Origin of the sequence: Arthrobacter antibioticus (assembly GCF_030063205.1) — a bacterium.
Classification (GTDB): Bacteria; Actinomycetota; Actinomycetes; order Actinomycetales; family Micrococcaceae; genus Specibacter.
On sequence record NZ_JASISQ010000004.1, the window covers coordinates 127,215 to 150,124 of the forward strand.

The following is a 22,910-nucleotide window of genomic DNA, read 5'->3' on the forward strand; positions in this document are numbered from 1 at the left end:
GCCCAACTAAAGTGCCGGCGTCGTTCTTCAAAGAACGACGCCGGCACTTTACTTTCTGCTCTTACCTCACCCTTCGCTGGGGCTAAGCCAGCCAGCGCATCAGCGCGGCAAGGCACTCCCGGATGTCCGCGGCGTGCACGTGCTCATCATCGCTGTGGGCCAGCAAGGGATCCCCCGGGCCAAAGTTCACGGCTGGAATCCCCATCTCACTGAGCCGGGCAACGTCTGTCCAACCATATTTAGGCTTGGGAGTTTTACCCACGGCCGACACAAAGGTGGCGGCAGCTGGGGCATTCAGCCCTGGTCTGGCCCCTGCTGAAGAGTCTGTGCAGAGCAGGTCGAAGCCCTCCATCAGCTGGCGAATGTGCGCCTCGGCTTGCGCCGGGGTCTTATCAGGGGCAAAACGGTAGTTTATTTCCACAACGCATTCATCCGGGATCACATTGCCGGCCGTTCCTCCGCGGATCTTCACGGCGTTGAGGGACTCCCGGTAATCAAGAGAATCCACCGTGACCGTGGCAGGACTGTAGCTCGCCAGCCGTTCCAGAATGGGTGCTGCACCATGAATGGCGTTCTCCCCCATCCAAGCCCGGGCCGAGTGTGCCGCCAGCCCCCGGGTAACGGCCTCGAACCGGATAGTGCCGTTACAGCCACCTTCAACGGTGCCGTTTGTCGGTTCAAGTAGGATGCCAAAATCGGCATCGAGCAGCTCACGGTTTTCACGTACCAAGCGGCCCAAGCCACTTTTGCTGGCAGCAACTTCTTCGTGATCGTAAAAGATAAACGTCAGGTCCTTGCTCGGCTCAAGCAGTGCTGCTGCCAGAGCCAGCTGCACCGCCACACCACCTTTCATATCGGTTGCTCCCCGGCCGTACAGCACCTCACCTTCCCAGGAACTGGGAACTGTGCCACGCGCTCCGGCTACGCTCGGCAACGGCACAGTATCTAGGTGGCCGGCCAGAATGACTCTCTCACTACGGCCCAGTGAGGTCCTAGCCACCACCGCATCTCCATTGCGAGTTACTGACAGATGCCCCAATGGCACCAATGCCGCCTCGACTGCGTCCGCGAGCGTGCGCTCATTGCCGGACACACTCTGGATATCCATCAAAGCGGCTGCCAGGGCGGCGACGTCCCCGCCTAAATCCAGTCCGGCGTCGCGCTCCACAGCGCCGTGTTCATCAGCCACAGCATTACTATTTCCTGCTCGGTTTCCAGAGTTGCTCATGGGTTGAGTTTAGCGGGGTGGACCCGGCCAAAAAAGTTTTTTACTTTCATTCCAATCCGTTCCAACCTTTGCTCCGAAGTACCTTTTGTAAGCCCACCGAAGCAGAGCATCGCGGCAACGGAATTGGGAAACAAACCGGAATCCTTCCGCTTCACACTATGGAGAATCATCATGAACACCACCTTTAAGCTTGGAAATCGTAAGAGCATGAGCCTTGGCCTTGGCCTCCTGGCCATCACCGCACTGGGCATCACCTCTTGCAGCGGCGGAACAACAACTGCCAGCCCCAGCGAATCAATGGATGCTCCGGCAGCAACCAGCGAAGCACCCATGTCAACCATGGATGCAATGGACACCGAACTGGTTGGCGCAGGTTGCGCAGCATACGCTGCGGCAGTTCCCGAGGGTGCAGGTTCAGTTGCCGGCATGGCCGCCGATCCTGTAACAACAGCAGCTTCCAACAACCCCTTGCTGAAGACGCTGACAGCAGCTGTTTCAGGAGAACTCAATAAGGACGTCAACTTGGTTGACACCCTGAACTCCGGCGAATTCACAGTCTTCGCCCCCGTTGATGACGCCTTCGCAAAGATCCCGGCAGAGACCATCGACGGCTTGAAGACAGATTCAGCCGCGCTGACCTCCATCCTTACTTACCACGTAGTCCCCGGCCAGATCGCCCCGAGTGATATTGACGGAGAGCACGAAACAGCTGAGGGCAGCACTCTGAAGGTCACCGGCAGTGGCGACAACATCATGGTCAACGACTCCAAGGTCATCTGCGGTGGCGTAAAGACAGCCAACGCCACGGTTTACCTGATCGACACCGTCCTGATGCCGCCGGCCAAGAAGTAGCAGTATCGGAACAAATCGCAACACGCTTTGAAGGAACCGGGTTCGTGGACACAGACCGTGACAAAGTAGACACCATGCGTTTACCTTGGTTACGGTCTGTGGATACCTTGGCACCGCCAAGCCACGAAGACCTGATCCGCCTCGTCGCCCTTGGCGACGAGGCGGCTTTCGAAACACTCTACGATGCTGTTTCACCCCGTGTTTTTGGTCTTGTTCGTAAAGTCCTACGAGACCAGGCACAGAGTCAGGAAGTTACCCAAGAAGTTTTTTTGGATATTTGGACTCAGGCAGCAAGGTTTGATGCCGACAAAGGCAAAGCGATGTCATGGATTCTCGTCATCGCTCACCGAAAGGCCGTTGACAAAGTCAGGGCTAGTCAAGCCAGTAGCGATAGGGACCTTCGCGAAGGCATCAAGGAATACCAGGAAAGTTACGACGATGTCGCTGACACAGTCGAAACGAAAATGGAAGCCGCCCGTGTGCAGAAAGCACTAGCAACCCTGACAAAAGCGCAGCAGGAATCTATCAGCTTGGCGTACTACGGTGGGTATACCCACCAAGAAGTGGCTAAGCTGCTGGATGTGCCAGTTGGCACAGTTAAAACCAGAATTCGTGACGGAATGATAAAACTCAGGGACACGTTAGGAGTGCCGTGATGGAAAATCAATTACATTTGCTCACCAGCTCCTACGCCCTTAATGCCTTGGAACCGGAAGAGCGCAAAGAGTTTGAACGCTACGCCCTCAGCAACCCAGAAACATCTGCAGAGGTTAGGAGTCTGAGCGAGACTGCGGCTTTGCTTGCTTTCAACACAGCCGAAGAAGCACCGCCTGCTGCTTTGAAGATAAACCTGATGGCCGCTATTCGAAACACCCCTCAAGTACCCGCCACATCCGTTGTTCGTGATATTTCCTCGGCCACTGGCGTTGGCTCACGTAACAGAGCCGCGGGCCATCGCCCTACTGGCGAGCAAAACAGGGCACAAAACAAGCGGTGGGTTCCAGCACTCAGCGCGGCAGCAGCGCTTGCCGTATTTGCCGGTGTTGGTGTTGGCGGATGGGCTGTAGGCCAAAATTCCAACCAACAAGAATTAGCCCAGGAACTCCTTACTCTCCAGCAACAGCAAGCGGCTTCCGCTGCTCAACAAGAAGCCATGCTGAGTATTGTTAGCTCCCCGGATGCGAAAATCGCCAGGACTGCCCTCGGAGATAGCGGGTCCGTGACAGTGGCCTCGTCCAGTAAAGCTGACAAAGCAGCCGTGATGGTTCAGGGGGTACCTGCATTGCCAGCAGATAAAACCTATGAACTATGGTTCATTTCAGCTGCTGGTGCAGTACCTGCAGGACTGATGACTAGCGATGATCCGGCGGTGCCTGGCATGCAGGTCTTGAACGGATCTCTGGCCGGAGCCACCCACGTGGGCATCACTGTAGAACCTGCTGGTGGATCTCCGGCTCCCACTACCACCCCAATTTTGGTCCAAGCCATCTAGGCCGGGTAGCTGCGTTCACCACTGTTTTAGGAAAAGAAAAGCCCATTGGAGCAATCCAATGGGCTTTTCGTTCCGAAGTACCCATAAGTACTTCTACCGGCTAAACCGGCGGTAGACAATCAAGCGTTCTAAGGAGCCCGACATGGGCAAAAGAAGCATGTCGTTGAATCAATCTTCCGCACAGTCACTTCTCCACGGAGGACTTGCGGGTGTTATTTCCGCAGGTATTTTGTTCGGTGTGGCTCAGCTGTTGGCGGCGTTTTTCTCGCCAGTCTCGGCACCCCTGACATCTTTGGGTTCCACCTTTATTGATTTCACCCCAGGTTGGCTGAAAGATTTTGCTATTGCCACTTTTGGCACTAATGATAAATTGGTGTTGCTAATCTCAATGGGCATTGTTGCAGCGCTGCTAGCTGCCGCTGCCGGTGTGGTGGCCCGGAAGAACCTGCGGGTTGGCTACATCATGGTTCTGGTGTTCGCCGTTGTTTTGGGCCTGAGCGTCATCACGCGTTCCGGCGCCGGCGTCCTTGACCTCTTCCCCCTCTTGGTCGGAACCACGGCCGGTATACTTTCGCTCCGTTTTCTAACACCCACAGCTACCACCACAGCCCAGGTCGAAGTGGATAAACCGACGGTCCACACCCCAAGTCGCCGATCATTTTTTCTAAAGTCTGGTGCGCTTGCGGCAGTAGCCCTCGTGGCGGGCTTTGGCGGCACAGTTCTTGGTAATGCCCGTAATAAGGCCAGAACGATCCGGGAAGCGCTTAAACTCCCGGCTCCCAAGACCAAAGCGGCAGCATTGCCTGACGGTGTTCAGGCCCCCGTGGAGGGTATCAGCTCGTTTGTGACGCCAAACGCTGATTTCTACCGGATCGATACAGCCTTGGTGGTGCCAGAACTTGACCCCTCAACGTGGGCACTTCGAGTCCATGGGATGGTCGAGGAGGAATTCACCATTGGGTTTGATGAACTGTTGGCCTCTGAGCTTGTTGAAAGCTGGACCACGTTGACGTGCGTTTCCAATGTGGTGGGTGGCAATCTTGTCGGAAATGCTAAATGGCTGGGCTACCCGTTGCGTGAAGTTCTGGCACGGGCCAAGCCAAAGGCTGGTGCTGACATGGTGCTCTCTACCAGCAGTGACGGCTTCAGCGCCTCTACTCCCCTGCCAGTGCTGCAGGACGACCGTAACGCCATACTTGCTGTGGGCATGAATGATGAACCGCTTCCCTTGGAGCATGGTTTCCCCGTTCGTATGGTTGTCCCTGGCCTTTACGGCTATGTTTCAGCCACGAAATGGGTGGTTGACCTTGAAGTGACAACGTTCGCGGAAAAGGAAGGTTACTGGACCTCACGCGGCTGGACCTCGCACGGACCCATCAAAACTTCATCGCGTGTAGAAGTGCCACGCGCACTAAGCAGGGTCGAGGCTGGCAAGGTTGTCATTGGTGGTAGCGCTTGGGCCCAAACCAAGGGCATCTCCAAAGTTGAGGTCCAACTCGACGGTGGAGATTGGCAGCTAGCGGAATTGGCTAGCGAAGCATCTGTAGATACCTGGCGCCAATGGTCATTTATTTGGGATGGGGCACAATCAGGTACCCACAAGGTCACCGTGCGCGCCTACGACACCGACAATGTCCTCCAAATTGAAGACAAGGCTCCGCCTGCACCGAACGGTTCCAGTGGCTGGCATTCAATGACTTTCACGGTTATCTAGCCCTGGGTCTACTGGCTGTAAACTACAACCATGACTGACACAACTGCGAATAACCGCACCGCTAATGGCTTTGGGATCGCCACCATTGCCAACTCAGGCGATGTTTTGGATGTTTGGTTTCCCGCGCCCAAACTAGGTGTCGGCGCAGACTCCTTGGGCAACGTCCCCGAAGCTAGCCCGGAGCTGACTGCATTGGCTGCGTCAGGGACGGACACCGACCGCGACGTGCACCAAAATGTTCTCTTTGCCCAAATTAATCTCGACGCCGAACCGGCAGATGCAGTTGACGCCTATCTTCGACTGCATCTGCTCTCCCACAGACTGGTGGCGCCGAACAGCATTAACCTTGAAGGAATCTTCGGCAAACTCAGCAATGTTGTCTGGACCAATTTTGGTCCAGCCCCGGTGCCCAACTTTGAGCTCACCCGCGCCAAGCTTCGCCTGCGGGGAGCGGTGACGGTTTATTCCGTGGACAAGTTCCCTCGAATGCTTGATTACGTGATCCCCACGGGTGTCCGGGTTGGCGATGCAGATAGGGTCCGCCTTGGAGCTCATCTGGCGGAGGGCACAACAGTTATGCATGAAGGTTTTGTAAACTTCAATGCCGGCACACTAGGTATCTCTATGGTTGAAGGCCGCATTTCTGCCGGGGTGGTTGTTGGCAACGGTACCGATGTTGGCGGCGGCGCCTCAATCATGGGCACCCTGTCCGGCGGCGGCAGGCAGCGAATTGTCCTTGGTGAGCGGGTCCTGCTTGGCGCCAACTCCGGTGTAGGCATCAGCATTGGCGATGATTGCGTGGTGGAGGCTGGCCTCTACGTCACAGCCGGCACCCGGGTTCGTCTCGCCGGAGCCAAGAACGCAGATGGCGAAGACACAACTGTGATTGTTAAAGCCAGTGAGCTTTCAGGTGTGCCCAACCTGCTCTTCCGGCGCAACTCCACCTCGGGTGGTGTCGAGGTGCTACCGCGCAACGGTTCCGCTATTGAACTCAACGACAGTCTGCATGCCAACTAATCCACTAAACACCCCTCACATGCCCCTGGCTCCACTCTGTGGCGGCAGAATTTTTGGCGGTAAAGAATGAGGAGTCGGGCCGCTTTTGGTTGGCTCACCGTTTTGGGCCTCACTTCCGGTCTGCTCATTGGCAGTGGAATTTGGCTAGCCAACACGTTCAGCGGTGCCTTAGCCCCCGGCCTGTCGCTGGGATGCCAGGCCACAGTCGGTGAAAACAGCTACAGCCTGGCGCTGGACCAAACCGAAAATGCGGCCTTGATCTCCAACCTGGCGGTGCAAAGGGGCATGCCTGCGCGTGCAGCATCCATTGCTTTGGCCACCACCATGCAGGAGTCAAAACTGCGCAATATTCCCTACGGTGATCTGGACTCAGTGGGATTGTTCCAACAACGTCCATCTCAGGATTGGGGCAGCGTGGAGCAAATCATGGATCCTGTTTATTCCGCCAATGCTTTTTACGATGTCCTGGCACAAGTACCCAACTACGTGGATCTGCCTATCAACGATGCAGCTCAAATTGTGCAGCGCTCTGGTTTCCCTCACGCATACGCCCAGCATGAATCCCTTTCACGCGCTTTCGCCTCCGCATTGACAGGGCAAATGCCGCAGGGGCTTAACTGCACGTTGCCGCCGGCCACCTCCGGCAGTGCGCCGGAAACCGTGGGTGCGGCTGCGCAAGCGGCGTTGGGCCCGTTGGCCACTATTACTTACACCACAGGAACCTCAGAGACAGTGCCCGCCAAGCCGGGAACAACGGCACAAGGTTCACAGCTGGAGTTTAGTGTCCCCGATGCCTATGGCTGGATGATGGCTCATTGGGCACTGGCCAACGCCAACCAGCTGGGTATTATCGAAGTCAGTTATGCAGATCACACATGGAATCGTGATGCCAACGCCGAGGGCCGCAACATGGGCTGGCAAGCCGGAAAGTCAACTGTTCAAGGACAGCTGAGAATCATCTTGGCCGCTGTTCCAAGCGCATGATGCAGCTTGTTGCCAAGCGCCTTCACACAAGCATCTCCACCACCGGCTGAACGTAACTGACAAACACTTCTTGGTCATCAAGTAAATTAGAGCTCATGATCAAACGGTTGGGCTCAATGAACCAGGCGCGCGGTTCAGAAAGCGGAATTTCAACAATAGCTAAGGTGAAATCCCTGGCACTTCGGCCCAGTTCCATTTCACGGTTGTGAACCAAATCGGCAAGAATCTTGTGCCCGCCGTGTGTTTCACGCGCAGTTGCCATCAATGAATATTGTTTTGACTGCTCGCGGGACCAGTTCAATGCGGCCCCGTAGTGTGCATGAGCCACTCGTTGGAGGGCGGGCATTCCAGCCAGTTCAGGAAAATCCGGAGGGGAGAAATTCTCTTGTTTCTCGGCGAAATTGTGCAAGATTGTTCTCCACCAAAATTCCCACTGGTCACGTAATGCCTCTGAGCCGCCCACATCCGCTGTGAGCATGCTGTGGTCCGCGGCTTTCACAGGAGGCACCACGTGGGACAAAGCAGGAGTTCCTGCACCTACCAGTCCGGCCGCATCGCGCAGGTAAAGTGCCATCAGCATTGGCGGGCATGTATCCATGGTAATCCGCCAGCCTGGACCTCCGGTGTGGTGCATAGTTCCCGCCTCCAGCCAGCCGCAGAACAGGCGCGGCGATCCTACGCACCAGCTTACTCTGAACACGTCGACTCGGCATCGCCCACCTAGACGCTCGCTCACTTTATGCTCACTTTTGGCCAACGCTCGCTCACCTAGGTGAGCGAGCGTTGGCCAAAAGTGAGCATAAAGTGAGCGAGCGTCGGTTTGGTGGGTTACGCCAGCAAAGTGTGTAAGTGGCGTCGCAAAGTTGCCCTGCCTTGTTCCGGGGCTGTCCAGGCCGGCTGCAGAACCATGCGCAGGCTCAAACCATCCAAGAGACCAATCAATCGCTCCGCCTCATTGACAGGCACCAGGGATTGGGCGGCTAGTGGGCTTTGAAACAACGCCAGCAGCACGCGGCCCACCACAGCGCCGGTTGCTCTGTAGTCGTCCCGTGCGGCATCAGCGAGGTTCGTATTGGTACGGGCGTCGAGCATGAACTCCATACGCACAACAGCGTCAGCGCGCCGTGACTCATCGAGGGGCAAAAGTTCTTCCAAAACCACTGCACACTTTTCAATCACACCGTCAGCGCTTGTGGGTAGCGGGTCTTGTTCCAGGGCTTCCAATTTTTCCAAGGCGCGTAAATGGATTCGCTCCGAATTCACGCTAAAAGCAAACACCATTAATTCGGCTTGGCTCTGAAAATAATGCCGCACTGATCCCAGTGCCAATTTTGCGCTCTGCGCCACGTTACGCAACGAGGCCTGTGTCAGCCCACGCTCAGCAATAACGTCAAATACGGCATCTGCAACAAGCTCACGGCGATCATCGGCATCCACAATTTTAGGCACACATCTTTTTTAGCACAGATGTTTCATGATTGCTCAATATCTGAGCGTAACATTCCTAATGCCCTGCTATACGGTCCTTCTTTTTATCCAAGTACAGCAGCACTAACAAAACTAACATGATGACAAGGGAGCCAATAAAGAACGGCAAGAACACGCTCTTGCCAACCAGCAATAACACTCCCAGCACCACAACAACAATGGGAAAAGCCATGGAAAAGGTGTGCAGCAGCAACTTCAACATTTTTTACTTCTCTAACTTTTTACAGGAATATGGGGCAGGACTTTTCATGAGAAAAGCGGCGGGAGACTTTCCAAGGGAAAGCCGCCCGCCGCCGCTGTACTTAACTCTTTAGCGCGAAGGGTACATGCGCTCCGGCTCACCCGTGTACAACTGGCGCGGGCGGCCGATTTTTGTTTGGGGATCCTTCATCATTTCGCGCCACTGGGCAATCCAGCCCGGCAGCCTGCCAATGGCGAATAAGACAGTGAACATCTTCTCAGGGAAGCCCATGGCCTTGTAGATCAGTCCCGTGTAGAAGTCCACGTTCGGGTAGAGCTTGCGGGAGATGAAGTACTCATCCGTCAGCGCAACCTCTTCCAAGCGCATGGCAATGTCCAGGAGTTCGTCGTTACCGCCGAGCTTCTCCAGAATTTCATGGGCCGTTGCCTTGACGATCTTGGCGCGGGGATCATAATTCTTGTAGACGCGGTGGCCGAAGCCCATAAGCTTGACCCCCTCTTCTTTGTTCTTGACCCGCTCAACAAATTTCTCAACAGGTTCTCCGCTTTCCTGAATCTGACGGAGCATGTTAAGCACGGCTTCATTGGCGCCACCATGCAGCGGGCCGAAGAGGGCGTTGATGCCTGCAGATACGGAGGCGAACATGTTGGTGTTCGCGCTGCCCACCAAGCGGACGGTGGAGGTGGAACAGTTCTGTTCATGATCCGCATGCAGGATCAACAGCAGGTCAAGAGCCTTGACCACTACCGGGTCCATCTCATACTGCTCCGTGGGAACACCGAAGCTCAAGCGCAGGTAGTTTTCCACCAGGTTCATGGAGTTGTCCGGGTACAGCATGGGCTGGCCGATGGACTTCTTGTGCGCGTAGGCGGCAATGACGGGCATCTTGGCCATGAGGCGGATGGTTGCCATCTCAACCTGCTCGTCATCAAAGGGGTCCAGTGAGTCCTGGTAGAACGTGGACAGCGCCGAGACAGCAGATGACAGAACCGGCATGGGGTGCGCGTCACGCGGGAAGCCGTTGAAGAAGCCTTTGAGGTCTTCATTGAGCATGGTGTGCCGACGGATGCGCTGATCGAAGGCGTCCAGCTCTGCTGCCGTGGGCAGGTTCCCGTAGATCAGCAGGAAGGAGACTTCCAGGAAGCTTGAGTGCTCTGCCAGTTCTTCGATGGGGTAGCCGCGGTAGCGCAGGATGCCCTTGTCACCGTCAATGAAAGTAATGGCGGAGGAGGTTGCTGCCGTGTTAACAAAGCCGGGGTCATAGGCAACAGAGCCGGTGGTTGCCAAAAGCTTGGAAACGTCAAAGCCGTTGTTGCCTTCTACTGCTTCGAGTCGCGGAAGTTCTAGTTCTCCGCCGTCGTAGCGCAGTGATGCGCTCGTGGAATCAGTCATGGAGTCCCCTTCATGAGGTAGCCTGCGAAAGGCCTTCGTTAGTTCAATGCTAATGTCCGTCCGCAGGCACCTGCTCACGTTGAGTCAATCCCCAAGAAAACCATGAAACTCAGTATATTAAGAGTCGGGTGGCGTAGACGGCTACCTACGAAACTACCGCTTAGTAGCCCTTCAACACTAATCCTGTGGCCGATTGTGCCGTACGGGCCATCAAAATGGGTCTATTTTGCGCTGAGACGGCTTGCGGCCGCCGCAATGCGTTCGTCAGTACCTGTCAGTGCCACCCGGATAAATCCGTTTCCTGCTTCACCGTAGAAGGTGCCCGGACCTGCCAGAATTCCTCGTTCAGCGAGCCGGCCAATGGTTCTCCAGGTGTCCTCGCCCGCTGTGCACCATAGATAAAGGCCAGCCTCTGAGTGGTGGATTGTGAGCCCAAACGTTTCCAAAGCCGAAACAAGCTGTTCACGACGCTTGCGATAAAGCGCTTTCTGGATCCTGACGTGGCTGTCATTGGCCAGCGCCACAGTCATAGCGTCCTGAACCGGACGCGGAACTATCATTCCTGCATGTTTGCGGCTGTTGACGAGATTGGCCACCAGTGCGCTATCCCCGGCAACAAATGCTGCCCGGTAACCGGCCATATTGGATTGTTTACTCAATGAGTAAATAGCAAGCAGGCCCTCATGTGAGCCGCCACTAACCCGCGGATCCAGCACGCAAGGCACTGCTTCGCCACCATTTTCAGGATCCCACGGTCCCCAGCCAAGCTCGCCATAGCATTCATCGGAAGCCACAACAGCTCCGATGGACCGGGCCTGCTCAACGAGCGTGCGAAGTTCTTGCACACCGCGGACAATTCCTGTGGGGTTGCCCGGAGAATTCACCCACACCAACCGCACCTTTGCGCGGGTCTCCGCGTCCAGCTCATCAAGGGAATCGGCGGCCACAGAGGTGGCACCGGCAAATACCGCCCCCATGTCATAGGTGGGGTAGGCAACTGTTGGCCGCATAATAACGTCATCCTCGCCCAGACCCAGCAGCAGCGGCAGCCACGCTACCAGCTCCTTGGAACCCACAGTTGGCATGACATTCACCGGATCAAGATCTGGGACGTTACGGCGCCGCGCAAACCAGTCAACAACAGCCTGACGCAAAGCCAGCGTGCCATGCGTTGTTGGATAACCCGGCGCATCCGCAGCAGCCCGCAGCGCATCCTGAATCAGATCTGGGGTGGGGTCCACGGGAGTGCCGATTGACAGGTTCACCACCCCGTCAGGATGCTTCGCCGCAGTAGCCAGATAGGGTGCCAACGCATCCCAGGGATAATCTGGCAGCTGCAGGCCCAACGGCCGCACAGGCTCATTGGGCTGGCTGGGCTCATTTGAGGGTGCGTTGGAGGTGCTCTGCGGGACCTTCGTCATCGGGTGCGGCTCAGTCCTGGTTCTGTGGCGGAAGTGCTGCAATCAGCGGGTGATCGGTGTGCGTATTTCCTACCTTCGCAGCACCGCCCGGGGAGCCCAGCACGTCAAAGAACTCGACATTTGCCTTGTAGTACTCGGCCCACTCGTCAGGGGTGTCATCCTCGTAGTAGATCGCTTCCACGGGACATACCGGTTCACAGGCACCACAGTCAACGCACTCGTCGGGGTGGATATAGAGCGAGCGTTCACCTTCGTAGATACAGTCAACGGGGCACTCCTCGACACATGCCTTGTCCTTGACATCCACGCACGGTTGCGCAATTACGTACGTCACGTACCCAACCTTCCTTACAAGTTTTCAACCGGCACAGATCGGACCGGTCTGTTCATTATCCATCACCACCGCCGTCGCTGCACATCCACGAGACTTAGGATGAAGTGGTGAACAGTGCAAATGAGAGACTCGCGCAGCTTCCCCTGGGCACCCGAATGGTTGTCCGCTACCGGATTGACGGCTCGCTCACCGACGCATTAGGCGATCTCAGCGACCGCGATGACCACGGCGTTACCATCACCACTCGTTCCGGGCCACTGAGAATAATGTTCGACGACGTCCAGCTCGCCAAGTCTGTGCCACCGCCACCGCCTCGGCGAGACAGGCGTGCATAAGCCAGACAGGCGTGCATAAGCCAGACAGGCGTGCATGGCTAAACCCTGCTGAACGGATGGCTGCAGGCCCGCTTCACGCCCTTTATGCACCACCCTTTTTGCACGGCCGCGCACTTTACCGCCTGGTTGTGCCGCCCCGTATCAGTATCCAGGTGAGCCAGGCGACCAGCGGTGTAACCACCGCTATGCCGTACAGCCAAACCGAGCCCTGGGTGTTGTTAAAGATCATGCCAAACGAACCCAACTGCAAAGACAGAAGTCCTGCTGTGGCGTAGGCAGCGCCTCCGCAACAGATGACTATCCACGAGCTTTTGCTCCATAGCCCCACGAACAGGCTCACTGCCGCGAGCAGAAGCAAAGCAAGGACGGCGCCGTAAGGAATGGCGCTGTGTGGCCCATCCGGGAACCAGGCGTGTCCGTGCAGTGAAGTCCCCAGTAACCCGGCACCCACTCCGGCACCAACCGCGGCTGAAATCACTGCCAGGCGTCGCGGCGCGGGGAATGAGAAACGTGAGGTGCCCTGCTGGGGGTTTTCCACCGGAGGGCCCTGCACGGGGTTCTGCTTGCCCGGAAAATTCACCGGCACGTTCATGCTTTTTCCTGCCCATAAATCAGCGCGGGATCCACAGCGACAAATTCTTCCACGGCGGCGATGTCTTTCCACACATTATCTGAGAGTGCATAGCGCTGCCGGTCCACGGTGATTTGGGTCCGGTGGGCCTTCATGGCCGCAGTTTTGGCGCAAAGATTGCCCGCAACTGCCAACCGCACAACACCATCCTCGTGCGGGCGCTCCGGCCGATCACTGACAATGGCATAGACATGAGGCACCACCCATCCCAAAGTACCGGCAGCTGTCCCGGCTGCGGCAGAAGCGCCAGCACCAACTGCGGGGCTGGGCACCGGAACGGCAGCAATCCGCAGTGCTGCCATGGTGAGCTGGTGTGCCCGGACATGGTCGGGATGACCGTAACCTCCGTCAGCGGCATAACTAATGACGCTCTGGGGCCGCAGAGCCCGGATGGCCGCTGCCAAGAGTTCCGCGGTCTCCTCAAAGGGTGCGCGGGAGAGGGACCCTGGCAAGACTGTGGTGGCCGCAGTGGCTCGGCCATCTTGGCCCCACGCCATGCCAGAGTCGCGGAAGGTCACCTCGCCTCCGGCTGGTGCCGTGAGTCCTTGCCCCAACCAGATATGCTCGCTAACACCCAACGCGGCCAGAGCAGCCGCCAACTCCTGCTCTCTTACGCTAGCCAACCCCGCACCTGGCAGGGGGGCATCCCTAAGGGGGTGTCCGGCGTCGTACATATCCTCGCTGAGGAACGCCGGCTTAACTTCCAGATGAGCCAACTCAGCCGGAATAACCTCCCCCAGCTCTCCTCGCGTGCACGTCACCAACACAACATTGACACCTTGGGCTGCCGCTGCGGCCATAGTTCCACCGGTGACAATGGTCTCGTCATCCGGGTGTGCATGGACAAAAAGTGCTGTGGTGTTTGGGGTCATACCGGGCAACAATGCGGGTGTTTCCATGGCACCAATCTACCCGCCGCGCGAGGGTCAGCTGCAACTGGCCTCCCGCAGGTACTCCCGTTACTGGGTAACGGAACTGGCCCCCGCAGCTGGGCAATAGTTTATTCAACAGCTAAGGCCGGCACCCCCGGAACTAATTCCATGAGTGTGCCGGCCTTGGCCATGCAAATTTCCTGTCAGCTTTACACTAGGAGCGAAGCGCCCGGAATAGCGTTGAGCAGGTCCTGCGTGTAGCGCTGCTTGGGGTTGTTGAAGACCTCGTCAGTGGAAGAAGCCTCCACCACACGGCCCGTCTGCATCACTGTGACATGGTCCGCGATCTGGCGCACTACCGCCAAGTCGTGGGTAATAAACAAGTAGGTCAGGCCCAGCTCTTCCTGCAGTTCGTTCAGCAGGTTAAGCACCTGAGCCTGGACCAGAACATCCAACGCCGAGACGGCCTCGTCGCAGATGATCACATCCGGATTCAGCGCCAGAGCCCGCGCAATGGCAATGCGCTGACGCTGTCCACCAGAGAGCTCGTTCGGGTATCGATTCATAGCCGAGGTCGGCATCGACACCTGTTCCAACAGCTCGCGAACTTTCTTCTCCCGCGACTTGGCATTACCAACTTTGTGGATCTTTAGCGGCTCTTCAATGGTCCGATAGATGTTGAACATCGGGTCCAATGAGCCATAAGGGTCCTGGAAGATGGGCTGCACACGCCGACGGAAGTTAAACAGGTCCTTGCCCTTGAGGCTATTGACCTCTACGCCTTCGAACAAGATCTTGCCCTCGGTGGGTGCCAGCAGGCTCAAAGCCATCTGCGCCACCGTTGACTTTCCCGAGCCCGACTCCCCCACGATCGCCATGGTGGTGCCGCGCTTAACGCTCAATGAAACGTTGTCGACGGCCTTGAAGTCAGTTGACTTACCCAGGGCCCCACGGAGCTTAAAGACCTTTGTGAGGTTTTTAATCTCCAGGAACGAATCTCCTGACGTGTCAGCCTGGATCGGCTCCGCCTTTTTCAAGGACGACGTCACGTGCCCGGCGGGTTCAACCGGGGTGCCGAGATCCTCTGCGGCCGCTGCCAGTGCGTCCTTTGCCTTCTGCGACTGCAGTCGCCGTGACGCCAATGACGGCGCGGAGTTAACCAGACGCTGCGTGTACGGGTGCTGCGGGTTGCGAAGGATTTCCAATGCGGGACCCGATTCAACCACCTGCCCCTTGTACATGACCACAAGCTTTTCTGCACGCTCCGCGGCAAGACCGAGATCGTGTGTAATAAGTAGCACGGCCGTGCCCAACTCACTTGTCATCCGGTCCAGGTGGTCCAGAATCTGCCGCTGCACCGTAACATCCAAGGCGGATGTAGGCTCATCGGCAATGAGCAGTCGCGGACGGCACGCCAGGCCAATGGCGATCAAGGCCCGCTGACGCATACCGCCGGAAAACTCGTGCGGGTACTGCTTTGCTCGAGCTTCGGCGTCAGGCAATCCGGCCTCGGTGAGCACCTCTGCTACCCGTGCCTTGGAATCGGCCCCAGCCAAACCATTGGCTTGCAGTGTTTCCTTAACCTGAAAACCAATTTTCCACACTGGGTTCAGGTTGGACATGGGATCCTGAGGCACCATACCAATGGAGCTTCCGCGGAGTTCAACGATCCGCTTCGAGCTGGCTTTGGTGATGTCCTCACCATCAAAGATGATTTGACCGCCACTCACCCGGCCATTGCTGGGCAGCAAACCAATCGCTGCCAGCGCCGTAGTCGATTTACCGGAGCCTGACTCGCCCACAATGGCCACAGTCTCACCGGGCATGATCGTCAGATCTGCCTTGCGTACCGCATGTACGGGACCATTGGCAGTTTCAAAAGTGATGGCCAGATCCTTGATTTCAAGCAAGGGGACATCGGTTTCTTTGGCGGAACGTTTCACGTTCATGCCCTCGTCATTGGCTGACATATGCTCACCGCTTCCTTGCTTTAGGATCAAGTGCATCACGCAAGGCATCGCCGAGCATGATGAAGCTCAAAACCGTGATCGAGAGTGCAACAGCTGGCCAGAGCAGTACTCCGGGGTTGTTGCGCACCTGGGGCTGCGCCGAAGCAATATCATTGCCCCACGACATGGTGGATGGCGGCAGACCCAAACTAAGGAACGACAGTGTTGCCTCGGCCACGATGAACGTGCCCAAGGAAATACTGGCAACCACAATAATTGGTGCCAGCGAGTTTGGAAGTACGTGACGCATCAACGCCTTGAAACGGGACAGACCCAATGCCCTGGCTGCCGTGACGAAGTCCGCATTGCGGTTCTCCAACACAGCCCCACGGGTAATACGAGCAATTTGGGGCCACCCAAAGAGCACCAGAGCCACAACTACTGTCCACACACTCCGGTTATCACGGAAGGATGGCAACTGGTTGATAACAATGGCACCCAAGATCAATGGCAGTGCGAAGAAGATATCACCAAGTCGCGCCAGGATCATGTCCAACCAGCCACCATAGAAGCCAGCCAAAGCGCCCATGATTCCACCGATGATCAGCACACCAATGGTGGTGAAAACACCAACCATCAAGGATGCTCGGGTGCCGTAGATCATGCGTGAGTAAACATCACAACCCTGCAGGGTAAACCCAAGGGGATGCCCTGATCTGGCTGGCTCTGACGAATTAGCCAAGGTGCAGTCGGTAGGTGAAACTTGAACAAAAAGTTGTGGGAAGAACGCCACAACAAGTACCAACAGGATCAAAATGGAGGAAATAAGAAATAGCGGCTGCTTACGCAAATTCCGCCAGGCGTCCGCCCAGAGGCTTAACGGAGCAGCAGTTTCATCGACATTGTCAATGGCTGCTAATGGAGTTTCCTCCAACGGGGCAACATAATGTTCAATGACACGGTGGGAGATTTTACCCTGGCGTGGGGCGTCAACGGCCCGCTTCGTGGGGTCTTTATCGGGAGTCAGGTTCTCAGACATAACGAATCCTTGGGTCGAGCAGCGCATACAGAAGGTCCACAACGAGGTTGGCCACGACGAACACGATGACTAGGACGCCAACGACGGCAACCACCGTTGCACTTTCGCCCTTCAAGATGGCTTGATAGAGAAGGTTACCAACACCGGGGACGTTGAAGATTCCCTCGGTGACAATGGCGCCACCCATGAGCCCACCCAAGTCGGCACCTAGGAAGGTGACCACCGGGATCAGCGAGTTGCGCAAAATATGAACCACAACCACACGACGTCGGCTAAGACCTTTTGCAGTGGCCGTACGGACGTAGTCAGCATTCATGTTTTCACTGACGGATGCCCGGGTTAGGCGGATGACGTAGGCCAATGAAACTAGGCCTAGGACCAAGGCCGGCAAGACCAGTTCGTTCCACGGCGCGGTACCTGTCACGGTGGGACGGGCCCAACCGAGTTGGACACCAATTACCAGCTGCAGGACGAAGCCCAAAACAAAGGTGGGCACCGCAATAACAACCAAGGAAGCTACAAGGACGGTGCTGTCAAACAGCTTGCCCTTGCGAAGACCGGCAATGACACCAAAAAATACGCCAAAGATTGCTTCGAATGCCAGAGCCATGATGGCCAGACGTGCCGTGACGGGATAGGCACGGCCAATAACTGCCGCAACCTCCTGACCGGAGAAAGTTTGACCAAGGTTAAGTGTTACAAGATTTTTCAAATAAAGGCCATATTGCACCCAAAATGGTTGGTCAAGGTTGTACTGGGCACGCAAGGCAGCTTCCACGGCCGGGGCCATGGGCTTGCCACCTGAGAGCGCCGCAATAGGGTCCCCAGGTGTTGCGAAAACAAGAAAATACACCAACAAAGTGGCGCCAAAAAAGACTGGAATCAGCTGCAGGAAGCGGCGGAAAGTGAACATCAGCATTGAAGTGTCACCTCTCGCCAGCATTCAGTTAGCAAAACGTTCATTATATTACCTGTTCGGATAGTGGTCGGTACAGGGTACCGAGCGGGATCCACCGCAATGATCTGCACGGATGGAACATACTTCCTTCTTTCTCGCGCAAACACAATGGGGCCCCGGCCCAAAGGCCGGGTCCCCATTGTTACGCCGCGGCAGTAATTACTAAATTACTTGGCGGTCACATTGTAGTACAGGGGAACGCCGTTCCAGCCGAACTCTACATTGTTGACGTTGTTGCTCCATACGCCCTGAACAGCCTGGTACCACAGGGGTACAACCGGCAGGTCCTTGAGCAGGATTTCCTGGGCTTCGTTGAAGATCTTGTTACCGTCTTCAACGCTTGTTGCGGCCAGGCCTTCAGCCAACTTGTCATCAAATGCCTTGTTGGAGTAGTTACCATCGTTTGAACCAGCTCCGGTGGCGTACAGCGGGCCAAGGAAGTTGAACAGTGACGGGTAATCTGCCTGCCAGCCGGCACGTGATGCACCGGTCAGCTTCTTGGAGTTCACCAGGGCACGCATCTCCTTGAAGGAGGTGACGGGGTTGAGCTCAGCCTTGATGCCCAAGTTCGTGGCAATCTGGTTGGCCATAGCCGTGATGTATTCCTTGTTACCGGCACCGTCCACGTTGGAGGTAACGGTGAAGACCTTATCTGCGGGCCAGGGAGTAATGGCGTCAGCCTTCTGCCACAGTTCCTTGGCCTTGGCAGCATCAAACTTCAGGACATCGCTGCCCTTCAGAGCGGCTTCATAACCATCCAAAACGGGTGAGGTGAACTCCGTGGCAACCTTCTTGTTACCGTAGAAGATCTTGTCGATGATCTGCTGGCGATCAATGGCCATGGAGATTGCCTGACGGCGCAGAATGCCGGCTTCACCTTCAAATTCAGGAAGGTAGCTCGGGATGACCATTGTTGCGTTACCAGCGTAAGGCTGGTTAACGAAGCGGCCTTCAAAGTCCTGCTTGAAGTTCGGCAGGCTGCTCGGCGGAACCTGGTCCAGGACATCCAACGTGTCAGACTGAACGCTGGTGTACGCAGCATCAAAGTTAGTGAAGATTGAGAACGTCACGCCACCATTTTTAGCCTTGCGCGGTCCGTCATAGTTCTCGTTAGGCACCAATGCGATGCTGACGTCATGCTTCCAGCCGCCTTCAGCCAACTTGTAGGGGCCGGTTCCAACAGGGTTCTCGCCGAAGGCCGCGGTATCTGCATAAGCAGACTCGGGCAGCGGGTAGAACGCCGTGTAGCCAAGACGCAAGGGGAAGTCAGATTCAGGCTGGTTCAGCTCGACTGTGAAGGTGCTGTCATCAACAACCTTCAAGCCTTCCATGGTTTCTTCGGTAGCGCCTTCTGCGCTGACCTTGTCGTAGCCCTTGATGGACTCGAAGAAGTAGCTGTTCAACTGAGCGTTCTTAGCAGCCGCACCGAAGTTCCAAGCGTCAACAAAGTTCTTGGCCGTTACCGGGGTACCGTCGCTGAACTTCTTATCAGTCTTGATTTTGATGGTGTAGTTCTGAGAATCTTTAGTCTCGATGGAGTCTGCGATCTCATTAACGATCTGACCCTTAACGTCATAGCTGACCAAGCCAGAGAAAAGCAGGTCCATAACTCGTCCGCCACCAACTTCGTTGGTGTTGGCGGGGAGCAGCCCGTTGCCAGGCTCGGTGCTGTTAGCTGTAATAACCTTGCTGGTATCGCCGCCGGCATTGCTGCCACCGTCACCTGCGCCGCCGCCACATGCCGTGAGGGACATAGCCAAAACGGCTACGATTCCCAGTGCCTTGGAAGTGCGTGTGAAACGCATTCCGCCTCCTTGATTTTCTAATGGTTTCGAGTGGAATCATGAAAACCGCATACATTTCAGGTTCGCCATCGAACCCCGCAGTGTTCCAACTCATACCCCACAATCTTAGTCATGAAATATTACTTGCAAGTAAGCCAGGGCACATTTTGGGAAGATCTTTACCGAGATGAGACTTTAGACACAAGAGTCCGCCCCGGTTTCTACCGGGACGGACTCTTATAGGGGAGCAATAAAACCGTTTACACGGGTGAGGCTATGACTTGGCGCGGGCGCGGAACGCCTTGGCGCGGTCACCGGCGTCCAAGATGAGTTTCCGGATGCGGATTGCTTCCGGGGTAACCTCAACGCACTCGTCTTCGCGAGCGAATTCGAGGGATTCTTCAAGGGTCAGGTTGCGCGGCGGGGTCATGTTCTCGAAGGTGTCCGAGGAGGCTGCACGCATGTTGGTGAGCTGCTTCTCCTTGGTGATGTTCACGTCCATGTCATCGGAACGGGAGTTCTCGCCAACGATCATGCCTTCGTAAACCTCCGACGTGGGCTGCACGAAGAAGTTCATGCGTTCCTGGAGTTTGATCATCGCGAACGGGGTGACAACCCCTGAGCGGTCAGCCACGATGGAACCGTTATTGCGGTATTCGATGGAGCCGTGCCACTGCTCGTAGCCCTCGGCCAGCGAGGAAGCGATACCGGCACCGCGGGTATCTGTCATGAAGCGGGTGCGGAACCCGATCAGGCCACGGGCCGGAACGATGAATTCCATACGGCACCAGCCGGTGCCGTGGTTGGCCATGTTAACCATGCGGCCCTTGCGAGCTGCCATGAGCTGAGTGACGCCGCCCAAGTACTCTTCGGGTACGTCGATGGTCATGTGGTCCATCGGCTCGTGGGTCTTGCCGTCAACCTGAATGGTCACAACCTGCGGCTTGCCCACGGTCAACTCGAAGCCTTCGCGACGCATCTGCTCAACGAGGATGGACAGAGCCAATTCGCCACGGCCCTGAACTTCCCAAGCATCTGGACGCGCGGTCGGGAAAACCTTCAAGGAAACGTTGCCGATCAGTTCCTTGTCAAGGCGATCCTTGACCTGGCGGGCAGTGACTTTGGCGCCCTTTACCCGTCCGGCCAGCGGTGAAGTGTTGATACCGATGGTCATGGAGATAGCCGGCGGGTCAACCGTGATTAGCGGCAGCGGCTGCGGGTTTTCCAGATCGGTCAGGGTCTCACCAATGGTGATGTCTTCAATACCGGCAACGGCCACGATCTCGCCGGGGCCAGCAGACTCCGCAGGCACACGGGTCAGCGCCTGGGTTGCCAGTAGTTCGGTGATCTTGACGGGCTTGATGGTGCCATCGGCACGCGCCCAGGCAACGGTCTGGCCCTTGCGCAGGGTGCCGTTGAAGATACGCAGAAGAGCCAAGCGGCCCAGGAAGGGGGAAGCGTCAAGGTTGGTGACGTGCGCCTGCAGGACACCTTCCGGGTTGTAGGTGGGTGCGGGGATGTGCTCGATGATGGTCTTGAACAGCGGCTCAAGATTGTCACAGTCAGGGGCGGCACCGTTTTCGGGCTGATTCAAGGAGGCGCGGCCCAGTTTGCCGGATGCGTAAACAACCGGAACATTCAGAACGGCGTCGAGGTCAAGGTCTGGAACTTCATCAACCATGTCAGAGGCGAGGCCCAGCAGCAGGTCCATGGACTCCGCAACAACTTCATCGATGCGAGCATCGGGGCGGTCTGTCTTGTTGACCAACAAAATTACGGGAAGCTTCGCGGCCAGTGCCTTACGCAGCACAAAGCGGGTCTGCGGCAGCGGTCCCTCAGAGGCATCCACGAGCAGAACAACACCGTCAACCATGGACAGTCCACGCTCAACTTCGCCACCGAAGTCGGCGTGGCCGGGCGTGTCAATGACGTTGATGGTCATGATTTCACCGTTGGCTGACGGGCCGTTGTAGGCAACCGTGGTGTTCTTGGCCAAGATGGTGATGCCCTTTTCGCGCTCCAAGTCACCGGAGTCCATGACGCGCTCAGCAACATTGCCGTGTTCGGCGAATGAGTGCGTTTGCTTGAGCATGGCGTCGACCAGTGTGGTCTTGCCATGGTCAACGTGCGCCACAATGGCGACGTTGCGCAGGTCATTGCGCGAGGCTGTGTTGAGAGAAAGATCGCTCATGGATGAAGACTCGTTTCAGTTGGGCCCGGCTGCAGGCCCGGAAGGGCTAAAGCAGAAAGTCACATTGATAATTGGCCGTGGAGAATCGGCAGATAACACCATTCTAGTCGTACTGACAAATACGGCCTCCCCACTTTATCCCATAATTGGCCTAATTTTTGCCATCTGGGCACTTCTTCCTTCCTCCAATGTCCGCCTGGCCCCGGTTTTTAGCACTTATAGAACGACGGCGGTGGGTAAGTTTCGTGATGAAACTCACCCACCGCCGTCTTACTTCATGGACTTCGGTGAGAGAAGAAGAGCTTTGAAGTTCATCCGTTATGGAAGCCGGGCAAACTTTCCGCGCACCACTTCGCCGGGTCGCTGATCTGCGGGTATCTCCGAGACGGTGAGCTGGCCGTCATCGGTGAGCGGCAACGCGGCGAGTTGATGAGTGCCGTCAGTATTCACTTTAATATTGGCAACAACAGGCTCGGCCCCAAGCTTCCAGCACTGGGCAACAATTACCCCTTCACCGGCCGTGGCTGCATCCGCAACGGCACCATCAACAACTTGTTCAACAAACTCCAGAAGGTCAGCGTCTTCAAGCAAGGGTAGGCAGACGTATTCACTCATGGGCTGCAGAAAAATTGCCGCCCGCGCCCCTACCGCCTCCACGACGTAGGTGGGAAGTGCCGACTGGGGACCGACCCGAATCACCTGGTACCAGGTATGTGCACTGGCGAGGATCCTGGCGATGACTTCGGCATCACCTTGCAAAATGATCTCTTCGCCATCTCGCTGGAGGGAATCCCTGATGTTCAGAGTTCCCATTCCTGCGCGGATCAGGTCACTGTCCTCGGGAATTTCAGCCAAGTTCAGAACCTTGCGACTCTGATCGATTTCTGCTCCCGCGTTGAAAGACATCAAAGCAAGAATTTCGTGGCTGGTGATGCGGTAGGCGCTCTCGGGAAGATCTGAGATGTTCATGGGTTCCTTTTCATTGGCTTCTTTAGCTTCTAGCTACTGGGGCTTCGAGCTACTGGGG

General features: G+C 56.5%; 22 protein-coding genes. 7 read left to right on the forward strand and 15 right to left on the reverse strand.

Translation table 11 applies throughout. The features are described 5' to 3' along the window. Positions 1-82: 82 nt before the first annotated feature. Positions 83-1,228: a succinyl-diaminopimelate desuccinylase gene (gene dapE, locus QMG40_RS10400; protein ID WP_283530980.1), complete on the reverse strand. Its 1,146-nt coding sequence runs from the start codon at positions 1,226-1,228 to the stop codon at positions 83-85. Between the two features lie 171 nt (positions 1,229-1,399). Here dapE and QMG40_RS10405 point away from each other — a divergent pair, with 171 nt between their 5' ends. The 6 genes from QMG40_RS10405 (at position 1,400) to QMG40_RS10430 (ending at position 7,287) form a co-directional block, all read left to right on the forward strand. Continuing rightward, positions 1,400-2,080, forward strand: a complete 681-nt coding sequence (locus tag QMG40_RS10405) for a fasciclin domain-containing protein (protein ID WP_283530981.1) — start codon at positions 1,400-1,402, stop codon at positions 2,078-2,080. 74 nt (positions 2,081-2,154) lie between these two features. Next, positions 2,155-2,736: an ECF RNA polymerase sigma factor SigK gene (sigK, locus tag QMG40_RS10410; protein WP_283531197.1), complete on the forward strand. Its 582-nt coding sequence runs from the start codon at positions 2,155-2,157 to the stop codon at positions 2,734-2,736. Continuing rightward, positions 2,736-3,572: an anti-sigma factor gene (locus QMG40_RS10415; protein WP_283530982.1), complete on the forward strand. Its 837-nt coding sequence runs from the start codon at positions 2,736-2,738 to the stop codon at positions 3,570-3,572. The genes sigK and QMG40_RS10415 overlap by 1 nt, the downstream gene beginning before the upstream one ends. A gap of 142 nt (positions 3,573-3,714) precedes the next feature. Continuing rightward, positions 3,715-5,286 (forward strand): molybdopterin-dependent oxidoreductase, encoded by a 1,572-nt coding sequence (locus QMG40_RS10420; protein WP_283530983.1) that lies wholly within the window; start codon positions 3,715-3,717, stop codon positions 5,284-5,286. 30 nt (positions 5,287-5,316) lie between these two features. Continuing rightward, on the forward strand, positions 5,317-6,303 hold the full coding sequence (gene dapD, locus QMG40_RS10425; protein ID WP_283530984.1) for a 2,3,4,5-tetrahydropyridine-2,6-dicarboxylate N-succinyltransferase: 987 nt from the start codon (positions 5,317-5,319) through the stop codon (positions 6,301-6,303). A gap of 66 nt (positions 6,304-6,369) precedes the next feature. Then, positions 6,370-7,287 carry a hypothetical protein gene (locus tag QMG40_RS10430; protein WP_283530985.1) on the forward strand — a complete coding sequence of 306 codons (918 nt, stop codon included), beginning with the start codon at positions 6,370-6,372 and terminating at the stop codon, positions 7,285-7,287. Between the two features lie 22 nt (positions 7,288-7,309). On the opposite strand, the gene QMG40_RS10435 is transcribed toward QMG40_RS10430, so the two are convergent. The 6 genes from QMG40_RS10435 to fdxA form a co-directional block, all read right to left on the reverse strand. Continuing rightward, on the reverse strand, positions 7,310-7,867 hold the full coding sequence (locus QMG40_RS10435) for a hypothetical protein (protein ID WP_343318206.1): 558 nt from the start codon (positions 7,865-7,867) through the stop codon (positions 7,310-7,312). Positions 7,868-8,115: 248 nt separating this feature from the next. After that, positions 8,116-8,736 carry a TetR/AcrR family transcriptional regulator gene (locus tag QMG40_RS10440; RefSeq protein ID WP_283530987.1) on the reverse strand — a complete coding sequence of 207 codons (621 nt, stop codon included), beginning with the start codon at positions 8,734-8,736 and terminating at the stop codon, positions 8,116-8,118. A 55-nt stretch (positions 8,737-8,791) separates the two neighbouring features. Beyond that, positions 8,792-8,977, reverse strand: a complete 186-nt coding sequence (locus QMG40_RS10445; protein ID WP_283530988.1) for a hypothetical protein — start codon at positions 8,975-8,977, stop codon at positions 8,792-8,794. 108 nt (positions 8,978-9,085) lie between these two features. Further along, the gene (locus tag QMG40_RS10450; protein ID WP_283530989.1) at positions 9,086-10,369 is read right to left on the reverse strand and encodes a citrate synthase; all 1,284 of its coding nucleotides are present in this window, start codon (positions 10,367-10,369) and stop codon (positions 9,086-9,088) included. Between the two features lie 221 nt (positions 10,370-10,590). After that, on the reverse strand, positions 10,591-11,790 hold the full coding sequence (gene dapC / locus QMG40_RS10455) for a succinyldiaminopimelate transaminase (protein WP_283530990.1): 1,200 nt from the start codon (positions 11,788-11,790) through the stop codon (positions 10,591-10,593). Positions 11,791-11,800: 10 nt separating this feature from the next. After that, positions 11,801-12,124, reverse strand: a complete 324-nt coding sequence (fdxA, locus tag QMG40_RS10460) for a ferredoxin (protein ID WP_283530991.1) — start codon at positions 12,122-12,124, stop codon at positions 11,801-11,803. A 107-nt stretch (positions 12,125-12,231) separates the two neighbouring features. Here fdxA and QMG40_RS10465 point away from each other — a divergent pair, with 107 nt between their 5' ends. Further along, complete coding sequence (locus tag QMG40_RS10465; RefSeq protein WP_283530992.1) at positions 12,232-12,459, forward strand: hypothetical protein; 228 nt, start codon at positions 12,232-12,234, stop codon at positions 12,457-12,459. A gap of 115 nt (positions 12,460-12,574) precedes the next feature. Here QMG40_RS10465 and QMG40_RS10470 read toward each other — a convergent pair whose 3' ends face one another. From QMG40_RS10470 to QMG40_RS10505, 8 genes are all read right to left on the reverse strand, one after another. Then, positions 12,575-13,051, reverse strand: a complete 477-nt coding sequence (locus QMG40_RS10470) for a hypothetical protein (RefSeq protein ID WP_283530993.1) — start codon at positions 13,049-13,051, stop codon at positions 12,575-12,577. After that, a complete protein-coding gene (locus tag QMG40_RS10475) occupies positions 13,048-13,989 on the reverse strand; it encodes a PIG-L family deacetylase (RefSeq protein WP_283530994.1) in 942 nt (313 codons plus the stop codon). Before QMG40_RS10475 ends, QMG40_RS10470 begins: the two co-directional genes overlap by 4 nt. Before the next feature lie 182 nt (positions 13,990-14,171). Next, positions 14,172-15,932 (reverse strand): dipeptide ABC transporter ATP-binding protein, encoded by a 1,761-nt coding sequence (locus QMG40_RS10480; RefSeq protein WP_283530995.1) that lies wholly within the window; start codon positions 15,930-15,932, stop codon positions 14,172-14,174. Between the two features lie 4 nt (positions 15,933-15,936). Further along, positions 15,937-16,950 (reverse strand): ABC transporter permease, encoded by a 1,014-nt coding sequence (locus tag QMG40_RS10485; RefSeq protein ID WP_283530996.1) that lies wholly within the window; start codon positions 16,948-16,950, stop codon positions 15,937-15,939. Further along, on the reverse strand, positions 16,943-17,869 hold the full coding sequence (locus QMG40_RS10490) for an ABC transporter permease (protein WP_283530997.1): 927 nt from the start codon (positions 17,867-17,869) through the stop codon (positions 16,943-16,945). Before QMG40_RS10490 ends, QMG40_RS10485 begins: the two co-directional genes overlap by 8 nt. Positions 17,870-18,075: 206 nt before the next feature. Then, positions 18,076-19,713, reverse strand: a complete 1,638-nt coding sequence (locus tag QMG40_RS10495; protein WP_283530998.1) for a peptide ABC transporter substrate-binding protein — start codon at positions 19,711-19,713, stop codon at positions 18,076-18,078. Between the two features lie 253 nt (positions 19,714-19,966). Further along, the gene (gene typA / locus QMG40_RS10500) at positions 19,967-21,883 is read right to left on the reverse strand and encodes a translational GTPase TypA (protein ID WP_283530999.1); all 1,917 of its coding nucleotides are present in this window, start codon (positions 21,881-21,883) and stop codon (positions 19,967-19,969) included. 318 nt (positions 21,884-22,201) lie between these two features. Further along, the gene (locus tag QMG40_RS10505; RefSeq protein ID WP_283531000.1) at positions 22,202-22,852 is read right to left on the reverse strand and encodes a hypothetical protein; all 651 of its coding nucleotides are present in this window, start codon (positions 22,850-22,852) and stop codon (positions 22,202-22,204) included. Between the last annotated feature and the right edge of the window lie 58 nt (positions 22,853-22,910).